This window comes from Pseudomonas sp. CFII68 (assembly GCF_000416195.1).
In the GTDB taxonomy this organism is placed as follows: domain Bacteria; phylum Pseudomonadota; class Gammaproteobacteria; order Pseudomonadales; family Pseudomonadaceae; genus Aquipseudomonas; species Aquipseudomonas kilonensis.
Genome location: NZ_ATLN01000022.1, coordinates 154,899 through 177,941 on the forward strand (window position 1 = coordinate 154,899; position 23,043 = coordinate 177,941).

Below are 23,043 nucleotides of genomic sequence, written 5' to 3' on the forward strand. Positions count from 1 at the left end.
ACAGTCCGCAAAGAAAAAGATGACGCAGATTAGCAGAGGCTGGTGTCAGAAACTGTCAGGAGCCATGAACCTTGTTCGGATCCAGAGCAAGGTGGAATCTGCCCCGCAAGGCTGTGGGAGCAAAGCTTGCTCGCGAAACAGACACCTCGGCCCCTGAAAGACCGCATCGCCTTCATCGCGGGCAAGCCTTGCTCCCACAGGGTGGTTTGCCGTTGTCATGGGGCCGCTGTGGGTTATCGTACTCAATCGTTTCCGAGTTTTTCCCTTCCTCGAGAGTCTATCCATGCACAGAATCCTCGGCCTTTCCGTTTTCCTGATGCTGCTCAACCTGAGCGCCTGCGCCCTCTTCCCGCACCGTGACCCGCTGAACATCAACGTGGTCGGCATCGAGCCATTGCCCAACCAGGGCCTGGAGGTGCGTTTCGCCGTGAAACTGCGCGTGCAGAACCCCAACGAAACCGCCATCGACTACAACGGCGTGGCGCTGGACCTGGAGGTCAACGGCCGTACGCTGGCGACGGGGGTCAGTGACCAGAGTGGTTCGATCCCGCGCTTTTCCGAAGCGATCCTGAGCGTGCCGGTGAGCATTTCGGCGTTTTCCGTGTTGCGCCAGACCCTGGGTCTGAGCCAGACCCAAAGCCTGGATAACTTGCCCTACGTGCTCAAGGGCAAGCTCGCCGGCGGCGTGTTCGGCACCCTACGCTTCGTCGACCGCGGAACCCTGGACCTGCCGGGCTCCGCCGCCAACTGGTGATCAGGCGGTGAAGCGCACGCCGGGCTTGGCGCGCTCGTCCACCACCAACTCGAACACGTCCGGCCTGGCGTAATGCCCGACCACGTCATAGTCGTAGCGCGCCCGCACCAGCTCATCGGTGTCGATTTCAGCGGTCAGTAATCCGGCGGTGTCTTTCAGCGGCCCGGCCAGCACGTCGCCCATCGGGCCGACAATCACACTGCCGCCAGCAATCAACGGCCGCTCGGCCGGCCAGTGTGCGACCTTGATGCCCAGGGCCTGCGGCGAGGCCTGGACCTGGCAGGCACTGACCACAAAACAACGACCTTCGTGGGCGATATGGCGCATGGTCACCTGCCACATCTCCCGCTCATCCACCGTTGGCGCACACCAGACTTCCACTCCTTTGGCGTACATCGCGGTGCGCAGCAGCGGCATCATGTTTTCCCAGCACACCGCCGCGCCGACCCGGCCGACCTGGCTGTCGATCACGGGCAAGGTCGACCCATCGCCCTTGCCCCAGATCAGCCGCTCGGTGCCAGTGGGCATCAACTTGCGGTGCCGGGCCACCAGGCCCGCATCGGGTTCGAAATACAGCGCGGTGCAGTACAGGGTGCTGCCGACACGCTCGATGACGCCCAGCACCAGGCTCGCCCCCGTACGCGCCGACAGCCCGGCCAGCGCGTCGGTTTCAACGCCGGGCACGTCAATGGCATTGGCAAAATAGCGGGCAAACGCCTCGCGCCCCTCCGGCAACCGGTAACCCAGTTGCGTCCCGAACCCCTCGCCCTTGGGATAGCCACCCAACAGCGCTTCAGGCATCACCACCAGGCGCGCGCCAGCCTCGCGAATGGCCTCTTCGTAGGAAAGGATCTGTGCCAGGGTCTCGCCCTTGCCGCCGGGCAACGAGCCGATCTGCAGGGCAGCCACAATGGATTTGGGCATGGTTTTTCAACTCCTTGATCATCAGGTGTTGCTGATTCTCAAGCCGCGGCCGATCATGAATAAAGCCCAGAATGCTGCTAAATGATATGAGCCTTATGAATATCGCCGACATCGACCTCAATCTGCTCAAGACCTTCGAAGCCCTGCATGACGAATCCAGCGCCAGCCGCGCCGCCGTGCGCCTAGGTGTGACCCAGTCAGCCATCAGCGCGGCGCTGCGCAGGCTTCGCGCGGTGTATGACGATCAATTATTCGTGCGCACGGGCCGGGGCCTGGCGCCAACGTTGCGGGCCAATCAACTGAAGCCGGTGATCAGTGAAGCACTGGATAAATGTCGCCAGAGCCTGGCGATGGTCGACCCGGGTGCCAGCCATTACGAAGGCCGTTCGGTCATCGTTGGCCTGTCGGACGATTTCGAGATTGCCCATGGGCGTCGCCTGATAGACGAAGTGGCCCGACGCGCACCTGGCCTGCGCTTGATTTTCCGCCAGACCCACAGCCAGATCGTCGGCCGGGCCCTGATGGAGCGCGACCTTGATCTGGCGATCACGGCGGGCGGTTTCGCCCAGCGGTTGCTCAGCCGCCAGGTGTTGGGCGAAGGCGATTACGCCTGCCTCCTGGACCCGGCGAGCCTGATGCAGGGCCAACAATCCCTCAGCCTGGAGGCGTTCGTGGCCCGCGAGCATCTGCTGGTGTCTTCGGGGGGCTTCATCGGCATCACCGATGAAGGGCTGGCCGGGCTTGGCCTGACTCGACGAGTCTGCGCCTCGACCACCCACTTTGCCGCACTGCCGTTCCTGCTCAAGGGCAGTCAGGCCGTGGCGACCATCCCGGCCCATGCCGCCCGGGCCATCGCCGACCTCAGCGGCCTGGCCTTGCTGCCCTGCCCCCTGGCCTTGCCCCGCTACCCCATCGAACTGGGCTGGCGTACCCACACGCAAATGGATCCGGCAATGCTCAAGGTGCGCGAGGCCATTACCGCGACGTTTGCCTGAGGTTTACTTGTTGGCGGCCATCAGTCGATTGACTTCACTGCGCACCATGTTGGCGTACTCCGGCGGCGACATGCCGTCCAGTTCGGCACGCACCCACTCGGCCCACTTGCCCTTGCGTTTGGAGCGCTCGCCGAACAAGCGGGCAGCATCGCCCTTGGCTTTGCCCAGGTTGTTTTGCCACAGTTCAAAAAGTCGGGATTTCTCGTCTTCCAGCGCGGCGCGCTCGGCCAGGGGCTTGTCAGCCAGATTGAAGCTCATGGGAATTACCTGTTGCGTAAATAGGCGCCATCTTACACCTTGCAGGGAAACGTCTTAACCACGATTTGTGATGGGCTGCGCCGACAAGGCCAAACGTTGCAACTTTTGCACAAGCGCAGCACTCCATTGATCAATGCCATCATCAACAAGGAGCACTTCAATGGCCCGTAAAAGCACCGTGCAAGCGAATGGAGAGCAAATCAAGGATCAAGCCTTCAGCGAACTGAAGGCGTTGATCGAGGAATCGGAGAAACTGCTCAAAAGCAGTGCCTCGCTGGTGGGTGAAGAAGCTGACGACCTGCGCGGCCAGATCTCCCAGAAACTGCAGCAAGCGCTTGATTCGGTCGCCAGCGCACGGGAACGTACCCGTCCGATGGTCGATGCCACTGAGGTCTATATTGGCGGCCACCCTTGGCAGACCGTGGCGATTTCCGCCGGTTTCGGGCTGGTGGTGGGCTTGCTGCTGGGGCGGCGTTAAACATCACGACCTGTGCGCGGGCAAGCCCGACTCCCATAGGGGCCGGTGGCGCACACAAATATTGCCTACACCACAAATCCACTGTGGGAGCGGGCTTGCTCGCGAAGGCGGTGTGTCAGTCGACATTATCCTTGACTGATAGACCGTCTTCGCGAGCAAGCCCGCTCCCACATGGCTTTGTGCTTAGCCCAACGTCCCCGCCCGCAGGATCGACGCATCCTCCCCGCGATACAGCGCCTCGACCTTCCCCGCCCGCCACTGCAACACCGCCCGTTGGTTGATCGAGCCCTTGTCGGTGATTTCACCGCGGTCGATGGAGGCTGGCTCATCGAGCAAGGCGATCCACTCCACGCGACTGGCGTTGCCGCTGGCTTCGCGATTCAGGCGTTGCAGCCAGTCGGCGAACCATTGACGTACCGACGGGCTGGCGAGGACCTGGGCGTCACTGGCGTCCGCGCCCAGGCCTGACAGGCGCCGGCATTCAGCAAGCCGTGGGAACACCAGCGCCCCCAGGCACTCGCGATCCGGTGCGGTGATCACCAGGTCCTGCACGTAAGGCGTGCCCTCCAGCACCGCCCGGTTGCGCAACGGCCCGACGCTGACGAAGACACCGGAAGACAATTTGAAATCCTCGGCAATCCGCCCATCGAACATCAGCCCCAGTTGCGGATGGCCGGCATCGGCCAGCTTGATCGCATCCCCCGAACAGTAGAAACCGTCCTCGTCGAATACCTCGGCCGTTTGCTGCGGCGAGCGCCAGTAGCCGGGCATGATGTGCGGACCGCGAAAACGCCCTTCGAACTTGCCGTCCACCGGCACCAGGCGCACCTCGCAGCCAGGCGCTGGAAGGCCGATGTAGCCGGCCATGGACAACGGCCCGGTGGTGAAGGTGCAGGACGGCGCCGCCTCGGTCATGCCCAGGCCCGCCATCATGCGGATACGTTCGCCGCAATGCTGCTCGGCGACCTTGTCGAGCCGGTCCCAGGTGCTTTGGGAAAGGCCCGCCGCGGCGAAGAAGAACAGGCTGATGCGCTTGAAAAAGCGCTCGCGCAACTCCCCATCCCGCTCCAGGGCGTTGACCAGTTCCTCCCAGCCCTTGGGCACGGTCAGGTAAGCGGTCGGCGAAATTTCCTTGAGGTTGCGCAAGGTTTCGGCGAAGCCCTGGGCAGTGGGTTTACCGTCGTCCAGGTAGAACGTGCCGCCGTTGTACAGCACGATGCCGACGTTGTGGCTACCGCCGAACGTGTGGTTCCACGGCAGCCAGTCCACCAGCACCGGCGGCACCTCGCCGAACACCGGAAAGGTCTGCAACAGCATCTGCTGATTGGCGCAAAGCATGCGCTGGGTGGTGATCACCGCCTTGGGCAGCTTGGTGGAGCCTGAGGTAAACAGGAACTTGGCGATGCTGTCCGGACCGGTGGCGGCGAACGCCTGCTCGGCCTCGACGCCGCCGGGTTGGGCCAGCAGGCTGGCGAAGCTTGTCCTGGGCCGACCGGCCATCTCGCCATGCACCGTGATCAAGGGCACGTCCGCTGGCAATACGGCGGTGATCGCCCGCTCGAACGGTGCGGCTTCACTGACAAACACCAGCCCCGGCTGCAACAGATCGCAGACGTGGCGCAGCTTGGCGAAATCCTGGGACAGCAATGAATAGGCCGGCGACACCGGGCAATAAGGAATGCCGGCGTACATCGCGCCGAGGGCCATTTGCAGGTGCTCGATGTCGTTGCCGGAGAGCAGCGCCAAGGGTTTTTCAGCCGACAAACCGTAACCGAGCAGGCTTTGGGCGATGGCCCGGACACTGTCGAGCATTTGCGCATAACTGACTCGACGCCAGTCACCGCCGGCTTCACGGGCCGCGATGAACGTCTGCTCTGGGCGCACCTCGGCCCAGTGCACCAGGCGATCGAGCAACCGCGCCGGCAGCGGGGCCAGGGGTTCCAGGGAGCGCATGTGCAAGATGCCACGCTCTTCCCGGACTTCGACGGCAGGATGACCAATCGACACCTGGCGATACCGCCCGGCCTCGGGTCGGGAGGACGATCTGGACTCGGAACTCACGTACATTTCCTCCACCAAGGCACACTCGGGTCGCGATGCGAGCGGAGCGTGGCAGCACTAGGCTGCGGCCTTGTCATTGTTATTCTGGCCTGCATCGGGGCGACGGCCTTCAAGACTCGACCGCCCGCAATGCGACGGGTTTCAGATCGGGTAATGCCGGGGACCGTTCTGCAGGGTCACCCAACGCAACTGGGTGAAATGCTCGATGGACGCCTTGCCGCCAAAGCTGCCGTAACCACTGGACTTGACCCCACCGAAGGGCATCTGCGCCTCGTCGTGCACGGTCGGCCCGTTGATGTGGCAAATGCCCGACTCGACCCGCTGGGCCAAGGCTAGAGCACGACTCGTGTCGCGACTGAAGATGGCAGCCGACAGGCCGAACTCGGAATCGTTGGCCAGGCGCAGCAGTTCTTCATCGCCGTCACCGCGCAGCAGCACGGCCACCGGCCCGAAGGACTCTTCGCGGTACAGGCGCATCTGCGCAGTGACACCGTCGAGCAAGGTCGGTTGCAGGATGCTGCCTTCCAACTGTCCACCCGTGACCAGCGTTGCGCCTTTGGCCAGGGCATCGTCGATCAGCCCCTTGATGCGTTGGCCGGCACTGACGTCGACCAACGAGCCCAACACCGAATCAGCGGCCGTCGGATCGCCGGCGCGCAGGGTGGCGATCTTGGCGGTCAAGCGGGCGATGAACTCATCCGCCACACGGGCATCGACGATCAATCGCTCGGTGGACATGCAGATCTGGCCCTGGTTGAAGTAGGCGCCGAAGGCCGCTGCTTGCACCGCGGCGTCCAGATCAGCATCGTCCAGCACCAGCAGCGGCGCCTTGCCACCGAGCTCCAGCAACGCAGGTTTGAGGTGGCGCGCCGACAGTTCGCCGACGATGCGCCCGACGTGGGTCGAACCGGTGAAATTGACCCGGCGCACCGCCGGGTTGGCGATCAACCGCTCGACGATGGCCGGCGCATCGGCAGGTGCGTTACAGATCACGTTGACCACACCGTCACCCAGCCCGGCGTCTTGCAACACCTGGCCGATCAGCCGGTGCACCGCCGGGCTTATTTCAGAAGCCTTGAGCACCACGGTGTTACCGCAGGCCAGGGGCATGGCGATGGCGCGGGTGGCGAGAATCACCGGGGCATTCCAGGGGGCGATGCCCAGTACCACGCCGCAAGGCTGACGCAGGGCCATGGCGAAACTGCCAGGCACGTCCGAAGGAATGATTTCGCCGTTGATCTGGGTGGTCATGGAAGCGGCTTCGCGCAGCATGTTCGCCGCCAGGTGCACGTTGAAACCGTACCAATTGGCCATGGCACCGGTCTCGCCGGCAGCAGCGACGAATTCACTGCTGCGGGCCTGCAACTGCTCGGCGGCACGCAACAGTCGCGTCCGGCGCTCGTTGGGTGCCAGCGCGGCCCAGGCGGGAAACGCCGCTTGGGCTGCGGCCACGGCGGCGTCGGCATCTTCCAGGGTGGCGGCGGCCACGCGAGACACCACCTCACCGGTCACCGGGTTGCAGCGTTCGAAGGTCCGGCCGTCACGGGCCGGGCACGACTGGCCGCCAATCAACAGGGGCACGTCCAGCATGGTGATTCCTCTTTATTGTCTTTATCGGGAATACATCGCAGCGGTGTAACAGTAGCGCCAGGGCGACGCAGCGAACAGCGGGATGCGGCCTGCCATTCGCCTGTCGTTTCAGCGCTTATAGGTTTGCAAGCCAGGCTTGATGCTCTTGTCGTCCAGGAACTGCTTCATGCCCTGCTCGCGGCCGCCTTCGGTATCGAGCAGGCGCGACTGGTCGAGCTTGGCGTACAGGTAATCCTCGTTCTGCTCCCAGGTCAGCTCGCGGCAGCGCTTGAAACCATGCTTGGCGGCTCGCAGCACCACCGGATTCTTCTCCAGCAGGTTGCGCGCCAGCTCCACAGTGACTTCACGCAGCTGCGCCAGGGGCACGCTTTCGTTGACCAGGCCCATCTCGGCGGCTTTCTGCCCACCGAAGGTCTTGCCGGTCATGATGTAGTACAGCGATTGGCGATGGCCCACGGTATCGGCCATGGCCTTGCTGACCAGGTTACCCGGCGGGATGCCCCAGTTGATTTCCGAGAGCCCGAAGGTCGCTTCGTCGGCGCAGATCGCCAGGTCGCACGCCACCAGCGGGCTGAAACCGCCACCAAAGCACCAGCCGTTGACCATGGCGATGGTTGGCTTGGCGTACATGCGCAGCAGCTTCCACTGCCATTGCGAGGCTTCACGACGGATTTTTTCCTGGAGGATTTCCGGCCCGGCATCCACTTCGCGGAAATATTCCTTGAGGTCCATGCCAGCGGTCCAGGCATCACCGGCCCCGGTCAGCACCAATACGCCAGCGGCCGGATCCTGCTCCAAGGTCTCGAGCACGTCGATCATCTCGCGGTTGAGGGTCGGGCTCATGGCGTTGCGTTTTTCCGGGCGATTGAGGATGACCCAGGCGATGCCCTCCTCGATTTCGACCTTGACCGTTTTCCAGCGACCTTCGTAATTGCTCATGATGCGTGCTCTCTTGTTCTTGGCTGAAGATGATCAAAAACTAAACCGGAAAATTAGTTATGTCAATTAACCATTAATCGATTTATCTGTATTTTTCCGGGCCTGGATCGAGGGTTACAAATCTCGAATATGCGCGACCCCATAGCCAGGGCGTCGCAACCCCGGCAAACTGGATAGCCTTGTTAACCACTTACCTTGAGGAAGTTCACTTCGATGGCCAAGTCTTCCAAGCTTGCCGAACCCGCCGAGCCCCTGGCCGCTGGTACCGACGCGCAAGCGCCGTTGGATTCCGCGCTGGACGACCTGATCGGTTACGCCCTGCGCCGCGCCCAGTTGAAACTGTTCCAGAACCTGATTGGCCGGCTTGCCGTCCACGATCTGCGCCCTGCCCAGTTTTCGGCCCTGGCGATCATCGACCAGAATCCAGGCCTGATGCAGGCCGACCTGGCCAAGGCCCTGACGATCGAACCGCCGCAAGTGGTGCCGCTGCTCAACAAACTGGAAAGCCGCGCCCTGGCCGTGCGCGTGCGCTGCAAGCCGGATAAACGCTCCTACGGGATTTTCCTGAGCAAGACCGGCGAAACGTTGCTCAAGGAACTCAAGCAAATCGCCGCGCAGAGCGACCTCGACTCCACGGCGACCCTGTCAGGGGCTGAGCGTGAGGAATTGCTGCGGTTGTTGAAGAAGGTTTACCAATAAAGGACACCGCTCCCCTGTGGCGAGGGAGCTTGCTCCCGCTATGTGGGAGCAAAGCTTGCTCGCGACGAAGGCACCTCGATTTCTGAAAAACCGCAGTGCGTTCATCGCGGGCAAGCCTTGCTCCCACAAGAGCTAGCCAGGCACCTCGAAACTCACCAGATCGGCACACTGTACGTCACCAGGAACCGGGTCTGGTTCTCGTCGCGAAATGCCGCCGTACCCGGGAAGTTGTTGCGATAGATCGATTTGCGTGCCAGCAGCCCGACGTTTTTCAGCGGGCCACCCTGGATCACGTACCCCAGCTCCATCTGGAACTCGCGCTCCTTGCGATCCTCGGCATTGAGGGCCGCCAGTTCGATGTGATCGCCACGCACATAACGCAGCCGACTCCGCAGGCCCGGCACGCCCACGGCCGCAAAGTCGTAGTCATGGATCGCCTGCCAGGTGCGCTCCTTGGCATTGAGGAAGTCCGAGCTCATGGTCATTTCGCTCAAGCCCATCAGCTCGGTGCCGGACACATAAGGCGTGGCCGTATCGCCACTGGCATGCATGTAGCCCAGGCTCACGCGATGCCCGCCCAGGCGATAACCGACCAGCGCCGAGACATTGCGGTTATCCACCTTTCCAGCCTTGGCCGCACCGTCTTCGTCGCTGAAAAAACTGCGCAGGTCGGTGGTCAGGACGCCTTCGCCCAAGGGCAGGTTGTGCAACAACGCCAGGGTGTTCTGTTGATACAAATCCGCCACTTCGGCGTGGTAAGCCCGCAGGCTGAGGTCTTTGTTGACCTGGTAGTCACCGCCCACGTACGCCATGTGGGAAGAAGTCGCCGCACCGTTGAAACGACGGTTGGGCGAGGCGATGCTCATCGCTTGGTAGTCGGTGGAATCGCGCCGGGCGATGCGATCGATATAACCGGTGTTCAACGTCAAACCGTCGATGTCCTTGGAACTGAGGGTCGTCCCGCGAAAGGTCTGCGGCAGCAGCCGCGACGGGCTGGCAAAGGCAAACGGCAGGAAGATCGACACATCGCCGGTCTTCACTGTGGTTTGCGCAAAACGCAGCTTGCCGGTCACGCCCAGGCGCGAATACTCATCCGCCGCGCGCTTATCGCTGCTCGACACCGGCAACAGTTCGGTGCCGCTTCGGTCCGGCGACGAGTCGAGCTTGATGCCCAGCAATCCCCTCACGTCGAGGCCGAACCCAACCGTGCCTGGGGTAAACCCCGACTCGACGTTCATGAACACACCTTGAGCCCACTCCCTGGCCGCGGTCTTGGCGCCGTCGTCCTTGTAGTCGCGGTCCATGTAGTAATTGCGCAGGGTCAGGGTACCGTGGCTGTCGTCGATGAAGCCCTCCGCCCGCAAGGTGGGAGCCCCCAGGCTCAGCCCGAGACAGGCCAGCAGATGAACGAGCGATGAAACAGGGCGCGCCGTCAGGGCGGCCCGGGCAAGGTTTGGCATGTTCGATATCCACTTATTGTTGTTGTTTTGTTCGGCCCAGCCTTGGTGATGGGGGCCGAGGGAACCAAGAATGGAAACCGCACGGGTGCTTCGTCAATCAACAATGACCGATAATCGAACATTAATATCATTAACTAATTTATCAATTAGCCTGAAGATTCTCGCCAAACCGCTGATTTTCTTAATGATCTGGTCCGTTATTGAATTCCCTTTGGCCGCCTTCATTTTTTAGTTAGCTTTGTTAATCTTAAATGCACCCGCCGGTTTTCCTCCGAGCCGGTGTTCCCTCACAAAAACAATAAGAGGATTTGCCATGAACCAGCCGGCGCGTCGTGCGACGCTGACCATCGCCTTGTGTTTCATCGTTGCATTGATCGAGGGTTTCGACCTGCAATCAGCCGGTACCGCAGCCGCTGGGCTGCGACAGACGTTTGCCCTCGACCCGAAAATGATGGGTTGGGTATTCAGCGCCGGGATCATCGGGCTGTTGCCAGGTGCGTTCTTCGGTGGCTGGATCGCGGATCGCATCGGTCGCAAGAAAATCCTCGTCGCCGCGGTCTTGCTGTTCGGCGTGTTTTCCCTCAGCACCGCTTATGTCGAACACTTCTCCAGCCTCTTGCTGGTGCGCTTCATGACCGGCCTGGGCCTGGGCGCCGCCCTGCCCAACCTCATCGCCCTGTGCGCCGAAGCCGTGGGCGAGCAGCGCCGGGGCACGGCCATCAGCGTGATGTATGCGGGCGTGCCGTTGGGTGGTGCGTTGGCGGCAGTGGTCGCCATGTTGTTTGGCGAACACTGGCAGATGACGTTTTTCATCGGTGGGTTGGCGCCCTTGCTGGTGGTCCCGCTGATGCTCTTGTGGCTCCCCGAGTCCAGCGCCTTTCGCCAGGCGCAGGATGGTGGTTCATCGCGCGATTCCACCGCCCAGGCGCTGTTCGGTGAAGGTCGCGGCCGTACCACCATGGCGCTGTGGCTGAGTTATTTCTTCACCTTGACGGTGATGTACATGTTGCTCAACTGGCTACCGTCGTTGCTGCTGGAACAAGGCTTCAGCAAACCCCAGGCTGGCCTGGTGCAGATGCTGTTCAACATCGGCGGAGCGCTTGGCTCGTTGCTCGGCGGCCTGCTGTTGGACCGTTGCAACGGCATCAAGGTGGTGCTGTTCGTCTATGCCGGCCTGCTGAGCGCCCTGGCCGGGGTCGGGTTGTCCGTCGGCATCGTGCCGATGGCCATTGCCGGGTTCGCCGTCGGGTTGTTCGTCATGGCCGCGCAATTGGTCCTCTATGCCCTGGCACCGCCCTCCTACCCTACGGCCATCCGTGCAACGGGGGTTGGTGCAGCAGTGGCCATCGGACGCCTGGGATCGGTGGCCGGGCCTCTGGCTGCCGGGCAGATCCTGGCAGCCGGGGGTGGGACCACGGCCGTATTGCTGGCGACGTCTCCTGGGTTGGTGGTTGCGACGCTGGCTATTCTTAGTGTGATTCGTCATTCGGCAGCGCCGCGGTTGAGTACGACAAAACCGGTTGGGGGGCATTCCTGAGCAGGCCGTCCCACAAAGTCGATAGGCGCTCATCCCAGAAGATCAAAACACTGGCATCATGCCTTTTTCCTTGCACTCATGGAGTGACTGTGACGAATCTGTGTACCGCCTCTGAGTTGGCATCAGCCTCCACTTTATCGCCCTACCGCTTTTTTCCCCGACTCGGGATGTTTGCGCTTGCCACCCTGGTCGTCTTCCTGGCAGCAGTGCCCGAGGTCCTTTTCGTACCCGCAGACATGCAGGCCTACCTGGCGTTCACGACAACCTCCGGTATCACCGCGCTCGTTCTCCTCGCCCTCTTCGCCTTGCAATACCGTGCCGATGCGCGCACCCAATGGCGCGGTCATTCCATAAGCACCCCCCTGCGGTGGGGGGCGCTTGGCATCATTGGGGCCTACCTGCTTTTCGGGGTCGCCATATTCGTGCTGGAGTTGCCGCGAGAAGTATTCATAGCCGAGCTCCTGGAGGGGCTCAACGGTTGGCAGGCCACGATCAAGATCGCCTCGCTGATCGTGCTGCCGCCCATCGCTGAAGAGTTATTTTTCCGCCATTACATGCTCCGGCTGTTCCCCTACGAGAACAGCCGTGCCTGGACATGGATCGCGATCATCGTCACGTCAGCCGTGTTCGCCAGCATGCACATCCAATACGGGAATTGGATGACTGTCGCGCTGATCTTCGCCTGTGGAGGCGTATTCGCTGTTGCGAGAGTGGTCAGCGGTGGCCTGCTGGTGCCGGTGCTCCTGCATTCGCTGGCCGAAATTGTCGCACTGACCACTGACAGGTCTTTCTCGCTGATGGGGCTTTACGGTTGAATCAGGCAAAGGTGCAATACCAGACGATGATTTCGCGAACGCCAGCACCTCAAACAAGGGTAACCATGAACACTCACGCAGCGTGCCTCGGACTGCTTGCCTTGACGCTCCCCTTCCTGTGCGAGCCCGTCCAGGCCTCGACGTGGCAGATCTGCCATATGGAGCTGCGTATCGTCGAGGTCCTGAAACAACCCTATCCGCAGCTTCAGGCGCAGATCGTGAAAGCCCGGCCGAAATCCGCCTCGGTGGAGTGTCCTGCACAAGGCTCATCGCTCACCTTCACCCCGGAAACCCCGGACTACCAAGCCACGCTGCCCCGCCGACAATGGCCCGGCAAAGGGCAGTCGGTACGAGTGGACTACCGCTACCTGGATGGCGTTTGTAAAGGCGACGGTAACTCGTATGCGTGTCGTATCAAACACTATTCAGTGGTCGGTCAGTAGGTAATGACAAGGCGGGGACATTAGCGACAATCGTCGTAATGCCTGTCGAAATGGAACATCAATACTTCAAGGAAATGCGTAGATGCTGGAAAAAATTGTGAAGTCCAAGGGGGTCGGTTTTCTGGTGGTCGACGCTGAGTTGAATCAAGACAACGCCGAGGCTTTTTTTACTATCGCTGGGGCTGGCGATGCGGGTGTGCTGGGCAAGGCACTGAAGAAATTCAAGGAAAAACACGGGGGACTTTGGGTAGGCGGGAAGATGCTGCTGACCCCGACCACGATTCACTTGAACGCCAATTGGATGAATCGAATTGCCCAAGATGGAACCCTGGATATTGAGGTCCCATTGGCATCGATCCGAAATGTCAGATTCGAAAAGAGTCTTATCACCCATATCGTCCGACTGGACACTGACGAGCAGTGCATCAAGTTTCGCTGCTTCGGGGCAAAGGAAGTCGCCGCGCTGATCGAGGAGACGATCCTGGCGCAGGCATCGGTCTCGGTGCTCTGAATGCAGCGTTCACCAACGGGGGGCTGCTACGCAGCCCAGCGAAAGCAAGCTCCCTCACCACAAGGTCTCAGGCGGCCAACAGCTCGCTGATCCACCGGACCTGCCGAGCAACCTCTTGCAGCTTCTCTTCCGGCACGGCTTGCCGCGCCTTGGCGAAGCTGGTGAGGGTCTTTTGCTTCTGGCGCAGCAGGCGCTGCCACTTGGCCAGGAAGATCGGGGTGCGGGCTTGCAGCTGCAGCGGGCCGAAGTACAGCTCCTCGGCCGTGTACGTCACCGGCCCGGCGCGCTCGGCGACGATGATCTCGTAGTAGAAACGATTTTCCCGCAGCACTTCCTCGCAGAGGATGCGGTAGTCGTTCTCCATCAGCCATTGGCGCAGCGGTTGTTCACCGCCATTGGGTTGCAGGATCAGGCGCTCCTGACCGCTCAACCGCGCTTTGCCGCTGTCCAGGATGTCGCGGATCGTCTCGCCGCCCATGCCACAGAGGCTGATCGCCGTGATCCCGTCTTCCGGCTCAATCGCCGCCAGGCCATTGGCCAGGCGCACGCTGATCTGCTGTTCCAGGCCATTCTCGCCAACGGTGCGTTCGGCGGCGCGAAACGGCGTCAGCGCCACCTCGCCCGCCACCGCCATCACGATGGCGCCACGGCGCAGCAAGGCCACCGGCAGGTAAGCGTGATCCGAGCCGATATCGGCCAGGCGCGCGCCCGCCGGCATATGCGCCGCCACGCGCTCCAGGCGCATGGACAAGGTCTGTTCGTTCAACTGCAATTCCCTGGATTAATCGTAGAACGGCTCGACCGCCGTCCGGCTGCCGACAAAAAAGCTGTCCGCGACCAACCGCAGCGGCTGCAGGTCCATGTCGCTGGTTTGCTCGGCAATCAGTTGTTGAAAATGTCGATACACCGCTGCGTACTCGCCTTCCTCGGAAACAGCCTGGCCCACGCCGTCGATGCTCAACAGTGCACCGCCGTTGTCCAGGCGCAGGACGCCTTCGGCGCAGCGAATCTCGATGTTCCAGAGCTCGTCATGACCATGGTCGAAATCAAATTCCGCACGAATATCGAGGTGGCGCGCGTCGGCCATCTTGATGCTGGCGGCAATCGGCGACTGGCAGTTGTCCGGCACGCGCAACTCGGCGGACTCCACGAACAGCGGCAACGCCAGCAGATGGGTCACTATCGACAAGGCATTGATACCCGGATCGAACACACCCAAGCCGCCGGGTTGCCAGATCCATGCCTGGCCGGGGTGCCACTTGCGCACGTCTTCCTTCCAGTCGATCTGCACGCTCTGCAAGGTGCGACTCGCCAGCCAGTCACGGGCGGCTTCGATGCCCGGCGCGTAACGCGAATGCCAGGCGAACAGGCCGCTGACGCCTTGCTCGCGGACCTGCTCCACCAACGCCATCGCCTCCCCCAGGGTCGCGCACGGCGGTTTTTCCACCAGCACGTGTTTGCCTGCCGCCAGCGCCTGTTGCACCAGGGCGAAGCGACCTTGTGGCGGTGTGCAAAACGCAATGGCATCGACCTGCGGACCGTTTTCGAGCAACTCGCCCAGGGAGCGGAAGTTCTCCACCCCGGCGCAAGGCTGCCCTTGCGTGGCGACAGCCACCAGTTGGAACGCAGGGTTGGCGTGGATGGCAGGAACGTGTTGATCCTGGGCAATCTTGCCGTAGCCCACCAGCCCGAGACGAATCGGTTGCATCGATGACTCCTGATTTTTGTACTTGTGATCGGCCAGCAAACTAGACGCAAATCGCCCGGCGGACAATGGGGGCCGTGCAGTCTCTATACGATTGTCCTGCGCAATTGGGCAACAGCCGTGCAGCAAAGACCTCAGCTCTGCCGCGGCTCACTGGCTGCCGTCACGACGTTGGTCACCCGTCCGAAGAAAGGTTCGAGTCGCTCCCGCGGCGCATCGTGCTCGACCACCAGGGTGGCGACCTCTTCGCAGGAGGCCACCTGGTAGTGGGCAACGCTGGAGAGCTTCTCATTGGTCACCGCCGCAATCACCTGTCCGCTTGCCGCGACCACCGCGCGCTTGAACTCCGCGTCATCCAGGCCGAACGCCGTGACGCCATTGTCCGGATCGATGGCGCAGGCACCGAGCAAGCACACGTCAAAACTGAACTGACGCAATTGCTGGACAGCCGTCAGCCCGATCACACCCCCCGCGTTTGGACTCAAGCGGCCACCCAGAAGGATGACCTCAGCGCGGGGCAGCTTCATCAACTGAACCGCAATCAACGGCGAATTGGTGGTGAGGGTCAACTGAAGTTGCGGATCGATGGCGCAGGCCACGGCCAGGTTGGTTGACCCGGCGTCGATGAAGACGTGCTGGCCCGCGCGCAGCAGTGCCGCGGCCGCTTGGCCGAGACTGCCCTTGCGCGCCGGGTCTTTGCGTACGCGTACGTCCAACGACCCTTCGACAGCGGGCAAGAGTATCGCGCCGCCATAAACGCGCTTGCACACCCCCGCCGCTGCCAATGCGCCCAGATCACGCCGTATCGAGTGCTCGGACACATTGAATTCGCTGGCCAAGTCGGCCGCGATCACCCGGCCATACCGGGCAAGACGCTGGCTGATCAATTGCTGGCGTTCGCCGGGGAACGCTTCGTGAGGAGAAGTCATGATGCTACAACCTGCATAAACGAGCACTAATGATCACAAACGAGCAAATAGTGCCGGTTATGCAGCGAGGCGTCAAACCCGCTCGTTCAAGCGGGCGGCCAAACGATAAAGGTCAAGCGGCCCCAGGGACATTCGTGCCCATACCCAAGGGCAGGAAAGGTTGAATCTCATCGATTTCCTCGGCACTGAGGCGCAGCTGTGCGCCGGCAATCAGTCCATCGACCTGCTCGGGACGGCGGGCACCGACGATGGCACCGGTCACCACTGGCTTGCGCAGCACCCAGGCGATGGCCACTGCCGCCGCGCTCACCCCATGTCGTTCACCGATACCGGCCAAGACCTCGACCAGCGCCAGGTTCGCGCTCAAGCGAGGTTCCTGGAAGTCCGCGCTTCGGGCCTTGCGCCAATCGTCATCGGGCAATTGGGCGATGCGCTCGCGGGTCATGCTCCCGGAAAGCAGTCCCGATTGAAGGGTGGAATAGGCCAAGACCCCCATTGCCACCTCCTCGCAAAATGGCAGGATGTCCTTCTCGATGTCTCGCATCAGGGCGGAATAAGGCGGTTGGAGAGAGACGATCTCGGTCACCGCCTGGGCCCGCTGGAGTTGCGCGACATCGAAATTGGAGACGCCGATAGCGCGAATTTTTCCCTGTTCGCGGGCGGTGGCCAACGCCGAAAGCGCACTCTCGATTCCTTCGCTGCTACCGTCGGAAGGAAAGGCCGGCCAGTGGATCTGATAAAGATCGATGGTTTCGACTTGCAGCCGGCGCAAGCTTGCCTCGACCTCGGCGAGCAGCGATTGAGGCGCCAGCGAGTGCGAGATCGCTTTGGTGACCGGGTCCCAGACCAGACTGCCCTTGGTGAACACCAGCGGGCGCCGCGAAGCCGGCACCCGACGTAACAGTTGCCCGACCAGTTGCTCGGCATGGCCCAAGCCATAAACCGCCGCCGTATCGATCCAGTTCACACCGCGTTCGACGGCATATTCAAGGGCGCCCAGACTGTCCTCGTCATCCTGTGCGCCCCAACTGTATTCCCAGCCGGTGCCAGCAATGGCCCAGGTTCCCAGGCCAATGGGCGAAATCAGAAAATCCGATGATCCAAGACGATTCTTTTGCATTGCGAGTTCTCCACAGATGATGTGGGCCAGTATCCGCGAGCGATCTCATGACGATAAGATGGGTAATCGTATTTGAACTACTGAACAGCACTCATGAGTCAGCACCCCGATCTTTCCGAACTGGATGCCTTTGCCGCCGTCGCTCGCCACCGCAGCTTTCGCAAGGCCTCCGACGAGCGTGGCGTTTCGGCTTCTGCATTGAGTCACGCGATGCGTGCACTGGAAGCGCGCCTGGGTGTCAGGCTGCTCAACCGCACCACGCGCAGCGTGACCCCGACCGAGGCCGGCCACCAGCTATTGGCAACGCTGGCCCCGACCCTGCAGCAGGTTGCCGATGCGCTGGCGCAACTGACCTCGATGCAGGAAGTGCCGGCCGGCAAGCTTCGCCTCAACGTGGCGCGTCCGGCGGCGCGTGCGGTGTTTGCGAAAGTGCTCGCGCCATTCGTGGCCAGGTATCCACGTATTCAACTGGACCTGGTCACCGATGATGGCTTGACCGACATCGTGAACGGCGGGTTTGACGCTGGCGTGCGTTTTGGCGAAAGCCTGGCCGGCGACATGATTGCCGTCCCTGTCGGCCCTCCTCAATCGTTCGTGACCGTCGCTTCACAGGCTTACCTGGCCGCAAAGGGGATAGTCCAGGCCCCACGGGACTTGCTCGACCATGCCTGTATCGCCCGACGTTTTCCCAGCGGCAAACTCTATGCCTGGGAGTATCAGGCAGAAGGGCAACCGATCCGTTTGTCCGTCACTGGCCCGCTCATTCTTGAAGACGATGCGCTGATGATCCAGGCCGCAAAAGATGGCGCCGGGATTGCTTACGTCTACGAGGAGCTGGTGCGCGATGACATCCGCAATGGGCAGCTCACGGAACTGCTTGCGCAATGGAAAGCGCCGCCAAGCCGATTTTTTCTCTACTACCCCAGCCGACGCCATGTGCCACCGGCCCTGAAAGCGCTCATCGCGTTCATCCGGGCGGATGATGGGCCAACCTGAAACCGGCAGGCAAAAAAAGCCCCGCGACCGAGGACGGTGCGGGGCAAGGGAATTGGTTGGTTGCGGCCAACCAAAGGAGCACAGTGAAAAACGTTTACGGGCCGGTCAGATGCATTCCTGTGCGGCGCGTTCAAAACTCGAAGGCAAGAGGTTGGAGGCCAGCAAATGTCGCTCGTAGATGAACACCTTGCCGCCGCTGCCAGCCTTGTAGGCTTCCAGCACGTTATCTGCCGAGACTTTGCTCGGCACCACGATGCGGTAGCTGCGCTGGGTTTGCGAGACCAGCGGGTTCAAGGCATTGCCCTGCAATTTCGGTACGACGCATTCAGCGTATTGAGCCGGCGTCTTGCTGGTCTGCAAGGTCAAGGTCGGGTCGTTCGGCGCCGAGGCACAACCGGCCAGCAACAACGGGGAAAACGCCAGGGCAAGCAAAAATAAACGGCGCATGGGTCGGGTCCTGAAAATAAAAAAATGGGCTGCGTGTTCGATGGCGCTGATTTTCCAATGATTGCCGGCAAAGCAGAACTTGCATTTGGTAATGGTCACTATTACTCCTAGCAATAGTTGCAAGCCGAGAAAGATTGATGAGGTATAGCCATGAGAACGTTTGATCTGATTCGCGACGCGGTATTGCCCGACTTCCGTGAGCGGGTGGCGGACTACCTGATCCAGTACGAAAGCGTGCTGTTGAGCAGCACCGAACCCGACCCGGAGCTCAGGCGCGCCACGGCCAACCAACTGCGCGGTTATTTACGCGGGTTGAACACCACTCGGGTATTGGGCATGGCGGATTGGGAGGAACTGGATCGGCGGGTGGTGGATACGTGGCTTTAGCACCCGGCCAAGGACAGGCCGGACTTCCAGGAATGTGCTCGATTCAGCTTGCTCCCGCTGGGCTGCGCTGTAGGAGCTGCCGAAGGCTGCGATCTTTTCACTTGTGGCTCAAATGTCTGGGAAAGATCGCAGCCTCGCTTCGCTCGACAGCTCCTACAGGCCCAACGCTCGCTTGCGCCCTGTTCAGCAACCGTTGCACCCACGCGGCATCCTCGTCATTGACCACCCCATAGCGGTTCGGCGGTAAAAAATTCCAGTGATGAGCGGCCTCGTCCAGGCGCTTGAGTTCATCGGCAGACAGCCAGTACGGCGTCTCCACCAACGGCATCGGCGCACCGTCGAAACGTCGGCCCAACTGCAGGTTCGTGCCGGGGGCGAAAGCAATCGCCAGATGCTGGAGGGGTTGCAGCCGCTTGTCCGGTGCAGGCATTTGCCCTACCCGCCCGTAGCTGAAGTCGCCCGAAAACTCCTCCTTGAGCACCAGCCAGTGCCCCACCGCGGTCTTGGCCAGGATCCATTGCGACACACCGCTGTCTTGCACGTACTTCACCTTGCCGTCGGACCATTGCATGAGGGTATTGCAATCCGGGTCATAGTCGTTGGACCACAGGCAGATGCCGGAGACCAGGGTATGGTGTTCGAGCTCGACCAGCCCTTGATCAGGCATCGATTGCCAATATCGCTTGGTCGGGTCGCGCTTATCGCGCAAGTAGTTATGCAGGACCCAGGCAGCCATGAACAGCAAGGTGGCGAGCACAAGCCAGCCAAGGGAATCCCCGACGATCTGGTCAAGGTCGACGCCTGGGGCGGATAACCCTTGATAGACCAGCAGCCCCAACAGAAACGCGATGCCCGGCAACACCGGGCCCAGGCACAACGGCGGCACCAGCACCACGATCCAGCTGAAACGATGCATGGCAGCACGCTCACGCGCCCAGGCCTGCTCCTGGGCAAGCATCGGCACCCGCTCCCGTGGGCCGATGTCAGGATCGGGGGTCTGGAAGCGTGTGAACAGGTTGTAGATGTCATCGCTCATGGATCGGATCATGCCTTTGAAATCATCATGGTCGAGCAACCCTTCGGGACGCCCTTTGACGCTGGAACACGCGTATTATCCGGGTAACCAAGCGCCATGTAGACACACATTCATGCCCATCTCCCAAACTCGCCCCTCACCCGCGCCCTTGCTCAAGCCCGGCGAGACAGTGGTCCTGTTCGACGGCGTTTGTAAACTGTGCAATGGCTGGGCGAAATTCCTGATCCGCCATGACCACGCCCGCCGCGTGCGGTTGGCCTCCGTACAGTCGCCCGAAGGGCAAGCCCTACTTGCCTGGGCGGGCCTGCCCTTGCAGCAGTTCGACACCATGGCCGTGGTTCGCGATCAGCATTACTGGGTGCGTTCGGAGGCGATTTTTGAAGTCGTAGCCCTGCTGCCCTGGGCCTGGCGCCCGATGAAGCTGCTGCGCTACGTCCCCCGCAGGCTTCGGGACTGGGCCTATGATCGCATTGCCCTGAATCGTTATTGGCTGTTTGGCAAATACGACGTGTGCCTTTTGCCGAGCCCGGATCATGAGCGGCGTTTCTTGAAGGCTCCAACGCCTGGGAGCAATCCGGTGGAACGGATCGGTACTTAGCCCGTCAGTAGCTCGATCCACTGAGGTGGCGTCATCTTCGTCACCATGATCAGCACAATGACAAACATCCCCAAGAATCCAAAAACGCCCATCCAGAACCACTTCTGATACACGGATGAGTATCGATCATCGAGCGCCCGCCCGTCCCCAACCGCGCTCGAAGCCATCACGTATAAACGCTTCTGGAGCACCAGCACAGGAAGCCACAGCGCCCCCACGCAAAAGAAAATGATCAACGACGTCATTATCCATTCCGTGGTCAGGGGAAGTCCGGCCAGTCTCATTAACAAATAGCCCGTCGCTATCTGAATAAAGCCCGCCGGCGTGGTAATCCAAGTGTCGAACTGGACGACCGTCCTGGCCACGTGGGCAATGACCTGAGGGTTGGCGGTGCGGCTGGCCGCGATCAGGTAAAGATAGGACCCCATACCGAAGCCGAACAGGAAAATGGCAGCGATGATGTGGAGGTACTTCAGGCAAAGATAGAGCATCTGTCAGCCCTGCGCCTCAGAGAAGTGAACGGACAGGTTCAAGTTTTCGGGATCGCTGATGGCGGCCATGTATTCGTCGACGGTGATTTCACCCACGCAGGCCCGAGCACCGGGTTCGGGCCGATACCCTTGGGCGACTTTTACCGCCAAGGCAACGGCTGCGCAGCTGGGAATCTCCGGCCCCTTGTCGTTCATGGCGGTGAGCTGCACGTTCATCGACAACGGTTCGCCATTGGCCCCCATGCCATGGACGTCGATGTACATTGCGCTTTTGCCATCGCCAAATCGTTCGAACCAGAGCCCCCACCGATGAAGCCTGGCGGCCCAAGGGGCATGGTCACGTACCATCCCCATCCTCGTTGCCTGGGCCAGCAGGTAGTTGGCAATGCCGCCGAGCTTCAGGCCTGAGCCGGCCTTGAAGCTCAGGGTCTGGGCACCATAGCGGCTGGCAAAGATATCCATGTCCGGCACGTCGACATTGGCCAGTACCCGGGTCCCCATATAACGCATTCTACGAAGCGTCAGGTCCTGCCATCCCAGGACCTCATGTACCCGACCATTCCGGAGTTGCTTGATCGGCTTGCCTGCATAGGCCAGAACGCCTTCGACAGTGGACAACCCCGGCATCTTGGCCGAAGAGGAAATACCATGTTCGATCGTGTCGATGCGTTTAAAGCGATGCCGCTGCTGATCGATGAGGGCGGCCGAAAGCGTCGGCACTGAGCTGCAACCACTGAGGACCGCGACGCCTGCCTGTTTTGCCCGGGCGTCGAGTGCGCTAATGCCGGTGACGAAGGCCCTGGAATCGGACAGGTCGCAGTAGTTCACGCCCGCGTCGATGCAGTTCTCGGCGACGGCATAGGACTGCCCTTGAAATGGGCCACCGGTATGGATGACCCATTGGATGTTCATCAAGCCCAGGACAGATTTGAAGCCCGCGCCCATGGCGTCGCCGCACCAACTTTCACACACAGCGCCCGATTGAGCGTTCAACTCATCGACTTTGCGCTGCAGTTTTTGGGCGTCGCGCCCCGAAATCACCAGTTCTACACCTGGCATCACCACCAGGTGCCTGGAAACGATACTGCCGAAGTTTCCATACCCACCGACCACCATCACCCTGAGCGTCATTCCATCCGTCCCTAAATATTCGATGAAGCCCGCAACCTTGCCACAAGGAAGACGCGGAGGTGTACCCCTTGTGGTGGGTCACTGTCCCTTTGTGGCGAGGAAGCTTGCTCCCGCTGGCTGCGCAGCAAATTAGCCTGACACACCAGGGTGCCAGGTTTCAGGGCCGCTTCGCGCCCCAGCGGGAGCAAGCTCCCTCGCCACAAGAGCGGTTCGGTGGTGTGCCAACTCATCAGGCGCAGACCTGTTTTTTTTGTGGCGAGGGGATTTATCCCCGCTGGGCTGCGCAGCGGCCCCAGGTCGTCAACTCAATTAGCCTGACCCACCAAGGTGCCAGGTTTCAGGGCCGCTTCGCGCCCCAGCGGGAGCAAGCTCCCTCGCCACAAGAGCGGTTCGGTGGTGTGCCAACTCATCAGGCGCAGACCTGTTTTTTTTGTGGCGAGGGGATTTATCCCCGCTGGGCTGCGCAGCGGCCCCAGGTCGTCAACTCAATTAGCCTGACCCACCAAGGTGCCAGGTTTCAGGGCCGCTTCGCGCCCCAGCGGGGATAAGCTCCCTCGCCACAAGAGCGGTTCGTTGGTGTGTCAGTTCATCAGGCGCAGACCTGTTTTTTGTGGCGAGGGGATTTATCCCCGCTGGGCTGCGCAGCGGCCCCAGGTCGTCAACTCAATTAGCCTGACGCACCGAGGTGCCAGGTTTCAGGGCCGCTTTGCGCCCCAGCGGGGATAAATCCCCTCGCCAC

25 protein-coding genes are annotated in these 23,043 nt (G+C 61.3%); 11 read left to right on the forward strand and 14 right to left on the reverse strand.

Features of this window, described 5'->3' with window-relative positions; translation table 11 throughout:
• Positions 1–283: 283 nt before the first annotated feature.
• Positions 284–754, forward strand: a complete 471-nt coding sequence (locus tag CFII68_RS23200) for an LEA type 2 family protein (RefSeq protein ID WP_018601591.1) — start codon at positions 284–286, stop codon at positions 752–754.
• Here CFII68_RS23200 and CFII68_RS23195 read toward each other — a convergent pair whose 3' ends face one another.
• Positions 755–1,678, reverse strand: coding sequence for a carbon-nitrogen hydrolase family protein (locus tag CFII68_RS23195; protein WP_018601593.1), 924 nt, complete (start codon positions 1,676–1,678; stop codon positions 755–757).
• Between the two features lie 86 nt (positions 1,679–1,764).
• On the opposite strand from CFII68_RS23195, the gene CFII68_RS23190 reads away from it, so the two are divergent.
• Positions 1,765–2,673 (forward strand): LysR substrate-binding domain-containing protein, encoded by a 909-nt coding sequence (locus tag CFII68_RS23190; protein ID WP_033062398.1) that lies wholly within the window; start codon positions 1,765–1,767, stop codon positions 2,671–2,673.
• 3 nt (positions 2,674–2,676) lie between these two features.
• Here the strand turns inward: CFII68_RS23190 and CFII68_RS23185 are convergent, their stop codons facing one another.
• Positions 2,677–2,931: a hypothetical protein gene (locus CFII68_RS23185; protein WP_003181187.1), complete on the reverse strand. Its 255-nt coding sequence runs from the start codon at positions 2,929–2,931 to the stop codon at positions 2,677–2,679.
• 160 nt (positions 2,932–3,091) lie between these two features.
• Here CFII68_RS23185 and CFII68_RS23180 point away from each other — a divergent pair, with 160 nt between their 5' ends.
• Positions 3,092–3,409: a YqjD family protein gene (locus CFII68_RS23180; protein WP_014338130.1), complete on the forward strand. Its 318-nt coding sequence runs from the start codon at positions 3,092–3,094 to the stop codon at positions 3,407–3,409.
• Positions 3,410–3,592: 183 nt separating this feature from the next.
• On the opposite strand, the gene CFII68_RS23175 is transcribed toward CFII68_RS23180, so the two are convergent.
• The 3 genes from CFII68_RS23175 to CFII68_RS23165 form a co-directional block, all read right to left on the reverse strand.
• A complete protein-coding gene (locus CFII68_RS23175; protein ID WP_033062413.1) occupies positions 3,593–5,470 on the reverse strand; it encodes a feruloyl-CoA synthase in 1,878 nt (625 codons plus the stop codon).
• 141 nt (positions 5,471–5,611) lie between these two features.
• Positions 5,612–7,060 (reverse strand): aldehyde dehydrogenase, encoded by a 1,449-nt coding sequence (locus CFII68_RS23170; RefSeq protein ID WP_018601603.1) that lies wholly within the window; start codon positions 7,058–7,060, stop codon positions 5,612–5,614.
• A 108-nt stretch (positions 7,061–7,168) separates the two neighbouring features.
• A complete protein-coding gene (locus CFII68_RS23165) occupies positions 7,169–7,999 on the reverse strand; it encodes a p-hydroxycinnamoyl CoA hydratase/lyase (protein ID WP_018601605.1) in 831 nt (276 codons plus the stop codon).
• Positions 8,000–8,212: 213 nt separating this feature from the next.
• On the opposite strand from CFII68_RS23165, the gene CFII68_RS23160 reads away from it, so the two are divergent.
• A complete protein-coding gene (locus tag CFII68_RS23160) occupies positions 8,213–8,698 on the forward strand; it encodes a MarR family winged helix-turn-helix transcriptional regulator (RefSeq protein WP_014338127.1) in 486 nt (161 codons plus the stop codon).
• Between the two features lie 152 nt (positions 8,699–8,850).
• Here the strand turns inward: CFII68_RS23160 and CFII68_RS23155 are convergent, their stop codons facing one another.
• Positions 8,851–10,158 carry an OprD family porin gene (locus CFII68_RS23155; RefSeq protein WP_018601609.1) on the reverse strand — a complete coding sequence of 436 codons (1,308 nt, stop codon included), beginning with the start codon at positions 10,156–10,158 and terminating at the stop codon, positions 8,851–8,853.
• A gap of 313 nt (positions 10,159–10,471) precedes the next feature.
• On the opposite strand from CFII68_RS23155, the gene mhpT reads away from it, so the two are divergent.
• From mhpT to CFII68_RS23135, 4 genes are all read left to right on the forward strand, one after another.
• Positions 10,472–11,695 (forward strand): 3-(3-hydroxy-phenyl)propionate transporter MhpT, encoded by a 1,224-nt coding sequence (mhpT, locus tag CFII68_RS23150; RefSeq protein ID WP_018601611.1) that lies wholly within the window; start codon positions 10,472–10,474, stop codon positions 11,693–11,695.
• Positions 11,696–11,784: 89 nt separating this feature from the next.
• Complete coding sequence (locus CFII68_RS23145; protein WP_033062399.1) at positions 11,785–12,510, forward strand: CPBP family intramembrane glutamic endopeptidase; 726 nt, start codon at positions 11,785–11,787, stop codon at positions 12,508–12,510.
• 65 nt (positions 12,511–12,575) lie between these two features.
• A complete protein-coding gene (locus CFII68_RS23140; protein WP_018601616.1) occupies positions 12,576–12,953 on the forward strand; it encodes a hypothetical protein in 378 nt (125 codons plus the stop codon).
• Positions 12,954–13,035: 82 nt separating this feature from the next.
• Positions 13,036–13,464, forward strand: coding sequence for a hypothetical protein (locus tag CFII68_RS23135; protein ID WP_018601618.1), 429 nt, complete (start codon positions 13,036–13,038; stop codon positions 13,462–13,464).
• 67 nt (positions 13,465–13,531) lie between these two features.
• Here CFII68_RS23135 and CFII68_RS23130 read toward each other — a convergent pair whose 3' ends face one another.
• The 4 genes from CFII68_RS23130 to CFII68_RS23115 all read right to left on the reverse strand — a co-directional run bounded on the left by CFII68_RS23130 (position 13,532) and on the right by CFII68_RS23115 (position 17,218).
• On the reverse strand, positions 13,532–14,230 hold the full coding sequence (locus CFII68_RS23130) for a tRNA (adenine(22)-N(1))-methyltransferase TrmK (protein WP_018601620.1): 699 nt from the start codon (positions 14,228–14,230) through the stop codon (positions 13,532–13,534).
• A 15-nt stretch (positions 14,231–14,245) separates the two neighbouring features.
• Complete coding sequence (locus tag CFII68_RS23125) at positions 14,246–15,172, reverse strand: Gfo/Idh/MocA family protein (protein WP_018601622.1); 927 nt, start codon at positions 15,170–15,172, stop codon at positions 14,246–14,248.
• Between the two features lie 131 nt (positions 15,173–15,303).
• On the reverse strand, positions 15,304–16,098 hold the full coding sequence (locus tag CFII68_RS23120; RefSeq protein ID WP_018601624.1) for a DeoR/GlpR family DNA-binding transcription regulator: 795 nt from the start codon (positions 16,096–16,098) through the stop codon (positions 15,304–15,306).
• Positions 16,099–16,210: 112 nt separating this feature from the next.
• A complete protein-coding gene (locus CFII68_RS23115; protein ID WP_018601626.1) occupies positions 16,211–17,218 on the reverse strand; it encodes an aldo/keto reductase in 1,008 nt (335 codons plus the stop codon).
• 93 nt (positions 17,219–17,311) lie between these two features.
• Here CFII68_RS23115 and CFII68_RS23110 point away from each other — a divergent pair, with 93 nt between their 5' ends.
• On the forward strand, positions 17,312–18,214 hold the full coding sequence (locus tag CFII68_RS23110) for a LysR family transcriptional regulator (RefSeq protein WP_018601628.1): 903 nt from the start codon (positions 17,312–17,314) through the stop codon (positions 18,212–18,214).
• 105 nt (positions 18,215–18,319) lie between these two features.
• Here CFII68_RS23110 and CFII68_RS0125770 read toward each other — a convergent pair whose 3' ends face one another.
• Positions 18,320–18,661 (reverse strand): hypothetical protein, encoded by a 342-nt coding sequence (locus tag CFII68_RS0125770; RefSeq protein WP_033062415.1) that lies wholly within the window; start codon positions 18,659–18,661, stop codon positions 18,320–18,322.
• Between the two features lie 150 nt (positions 18,662–18,811).
• On the opposite strand from CFII68_RS0125770, the gene CFII68_RS23105 reads away from it, so the two are divergent.
• A complete protein-coding gene (locus CFII68_RS23105) occupies positions 18,812–19,048 on the forward strand; it encodes a hypothetical protein (protein ID WP_018601631.1) in 237 nt (78 codons plus the stop codon).
• Positions 19,049–19,145: 97 nt separating this feature from the next.
• On the opposite strand, the gene CFII68_RS23100 is transcribed toward CFII68_RS23105, so the two are convergent.
• Complete coding sequence (locus CFII68_RS23100; RefSeq protein ID WP_018601633.1) at positions 19,146–20,084, reverse strand: hypothetical protein; 939 nt, start codon at positions 20,082–20,084, stop codon at positions 19,146–19,148.
• Between the two features lie 112 nt (positions 20,085–20,196).
• Between CFII68_RS23100 and CFII68_RS23095 the strand changes: the two genes are divergently transcribed.
• Positions 20,197–20,682 (forward strand): thiol-disulfide oxidoreductase DCC family protein, encoded by a 486-nt coding sequence (locus CFII68_RS23095; RefSeq protein ID WP_018601635.1) that lies wholly within the window; start codon positions 20,197–20,199, stop codon positions 20,680–20,682.
• On the opposite strand, the gene CFII68_RS23090 is transcribed toward CFII68_RS23095, so the two are convergent.
• On the reverse strand, positions 20,679–21,173 hold the full coding sequence (locus tag CFII68_RS23090) for a DUF2269 domain-containing protein (protein WP_018601637.1): 495 nt from the start codon (positions 21,171–21,173) through the stop codon (positions 20,679–20,681). The two genes, CFII68_RS23095 and CFII68_RS23090, sit on opposite strands and share 4 nt — an antisense overlap.
• 3 nt (positions 21,174–21,176) lie before the next feature.
• The gene (locus CFII68_RS23085) at positions 21,177–22,304 is read right to left on the reverse strand and encodes a saccharopine dehydrogenase NADP-binding domain-containing protein (protein WP_018601638.1); all 1,128 of its coding nucleotides are present in this window, start codon (positions 22,302–22,304) and stop codon (positions 21,177–21,179) included.
• Positions 22,305–23,043 lie beyond the last annotated feature (739 nt).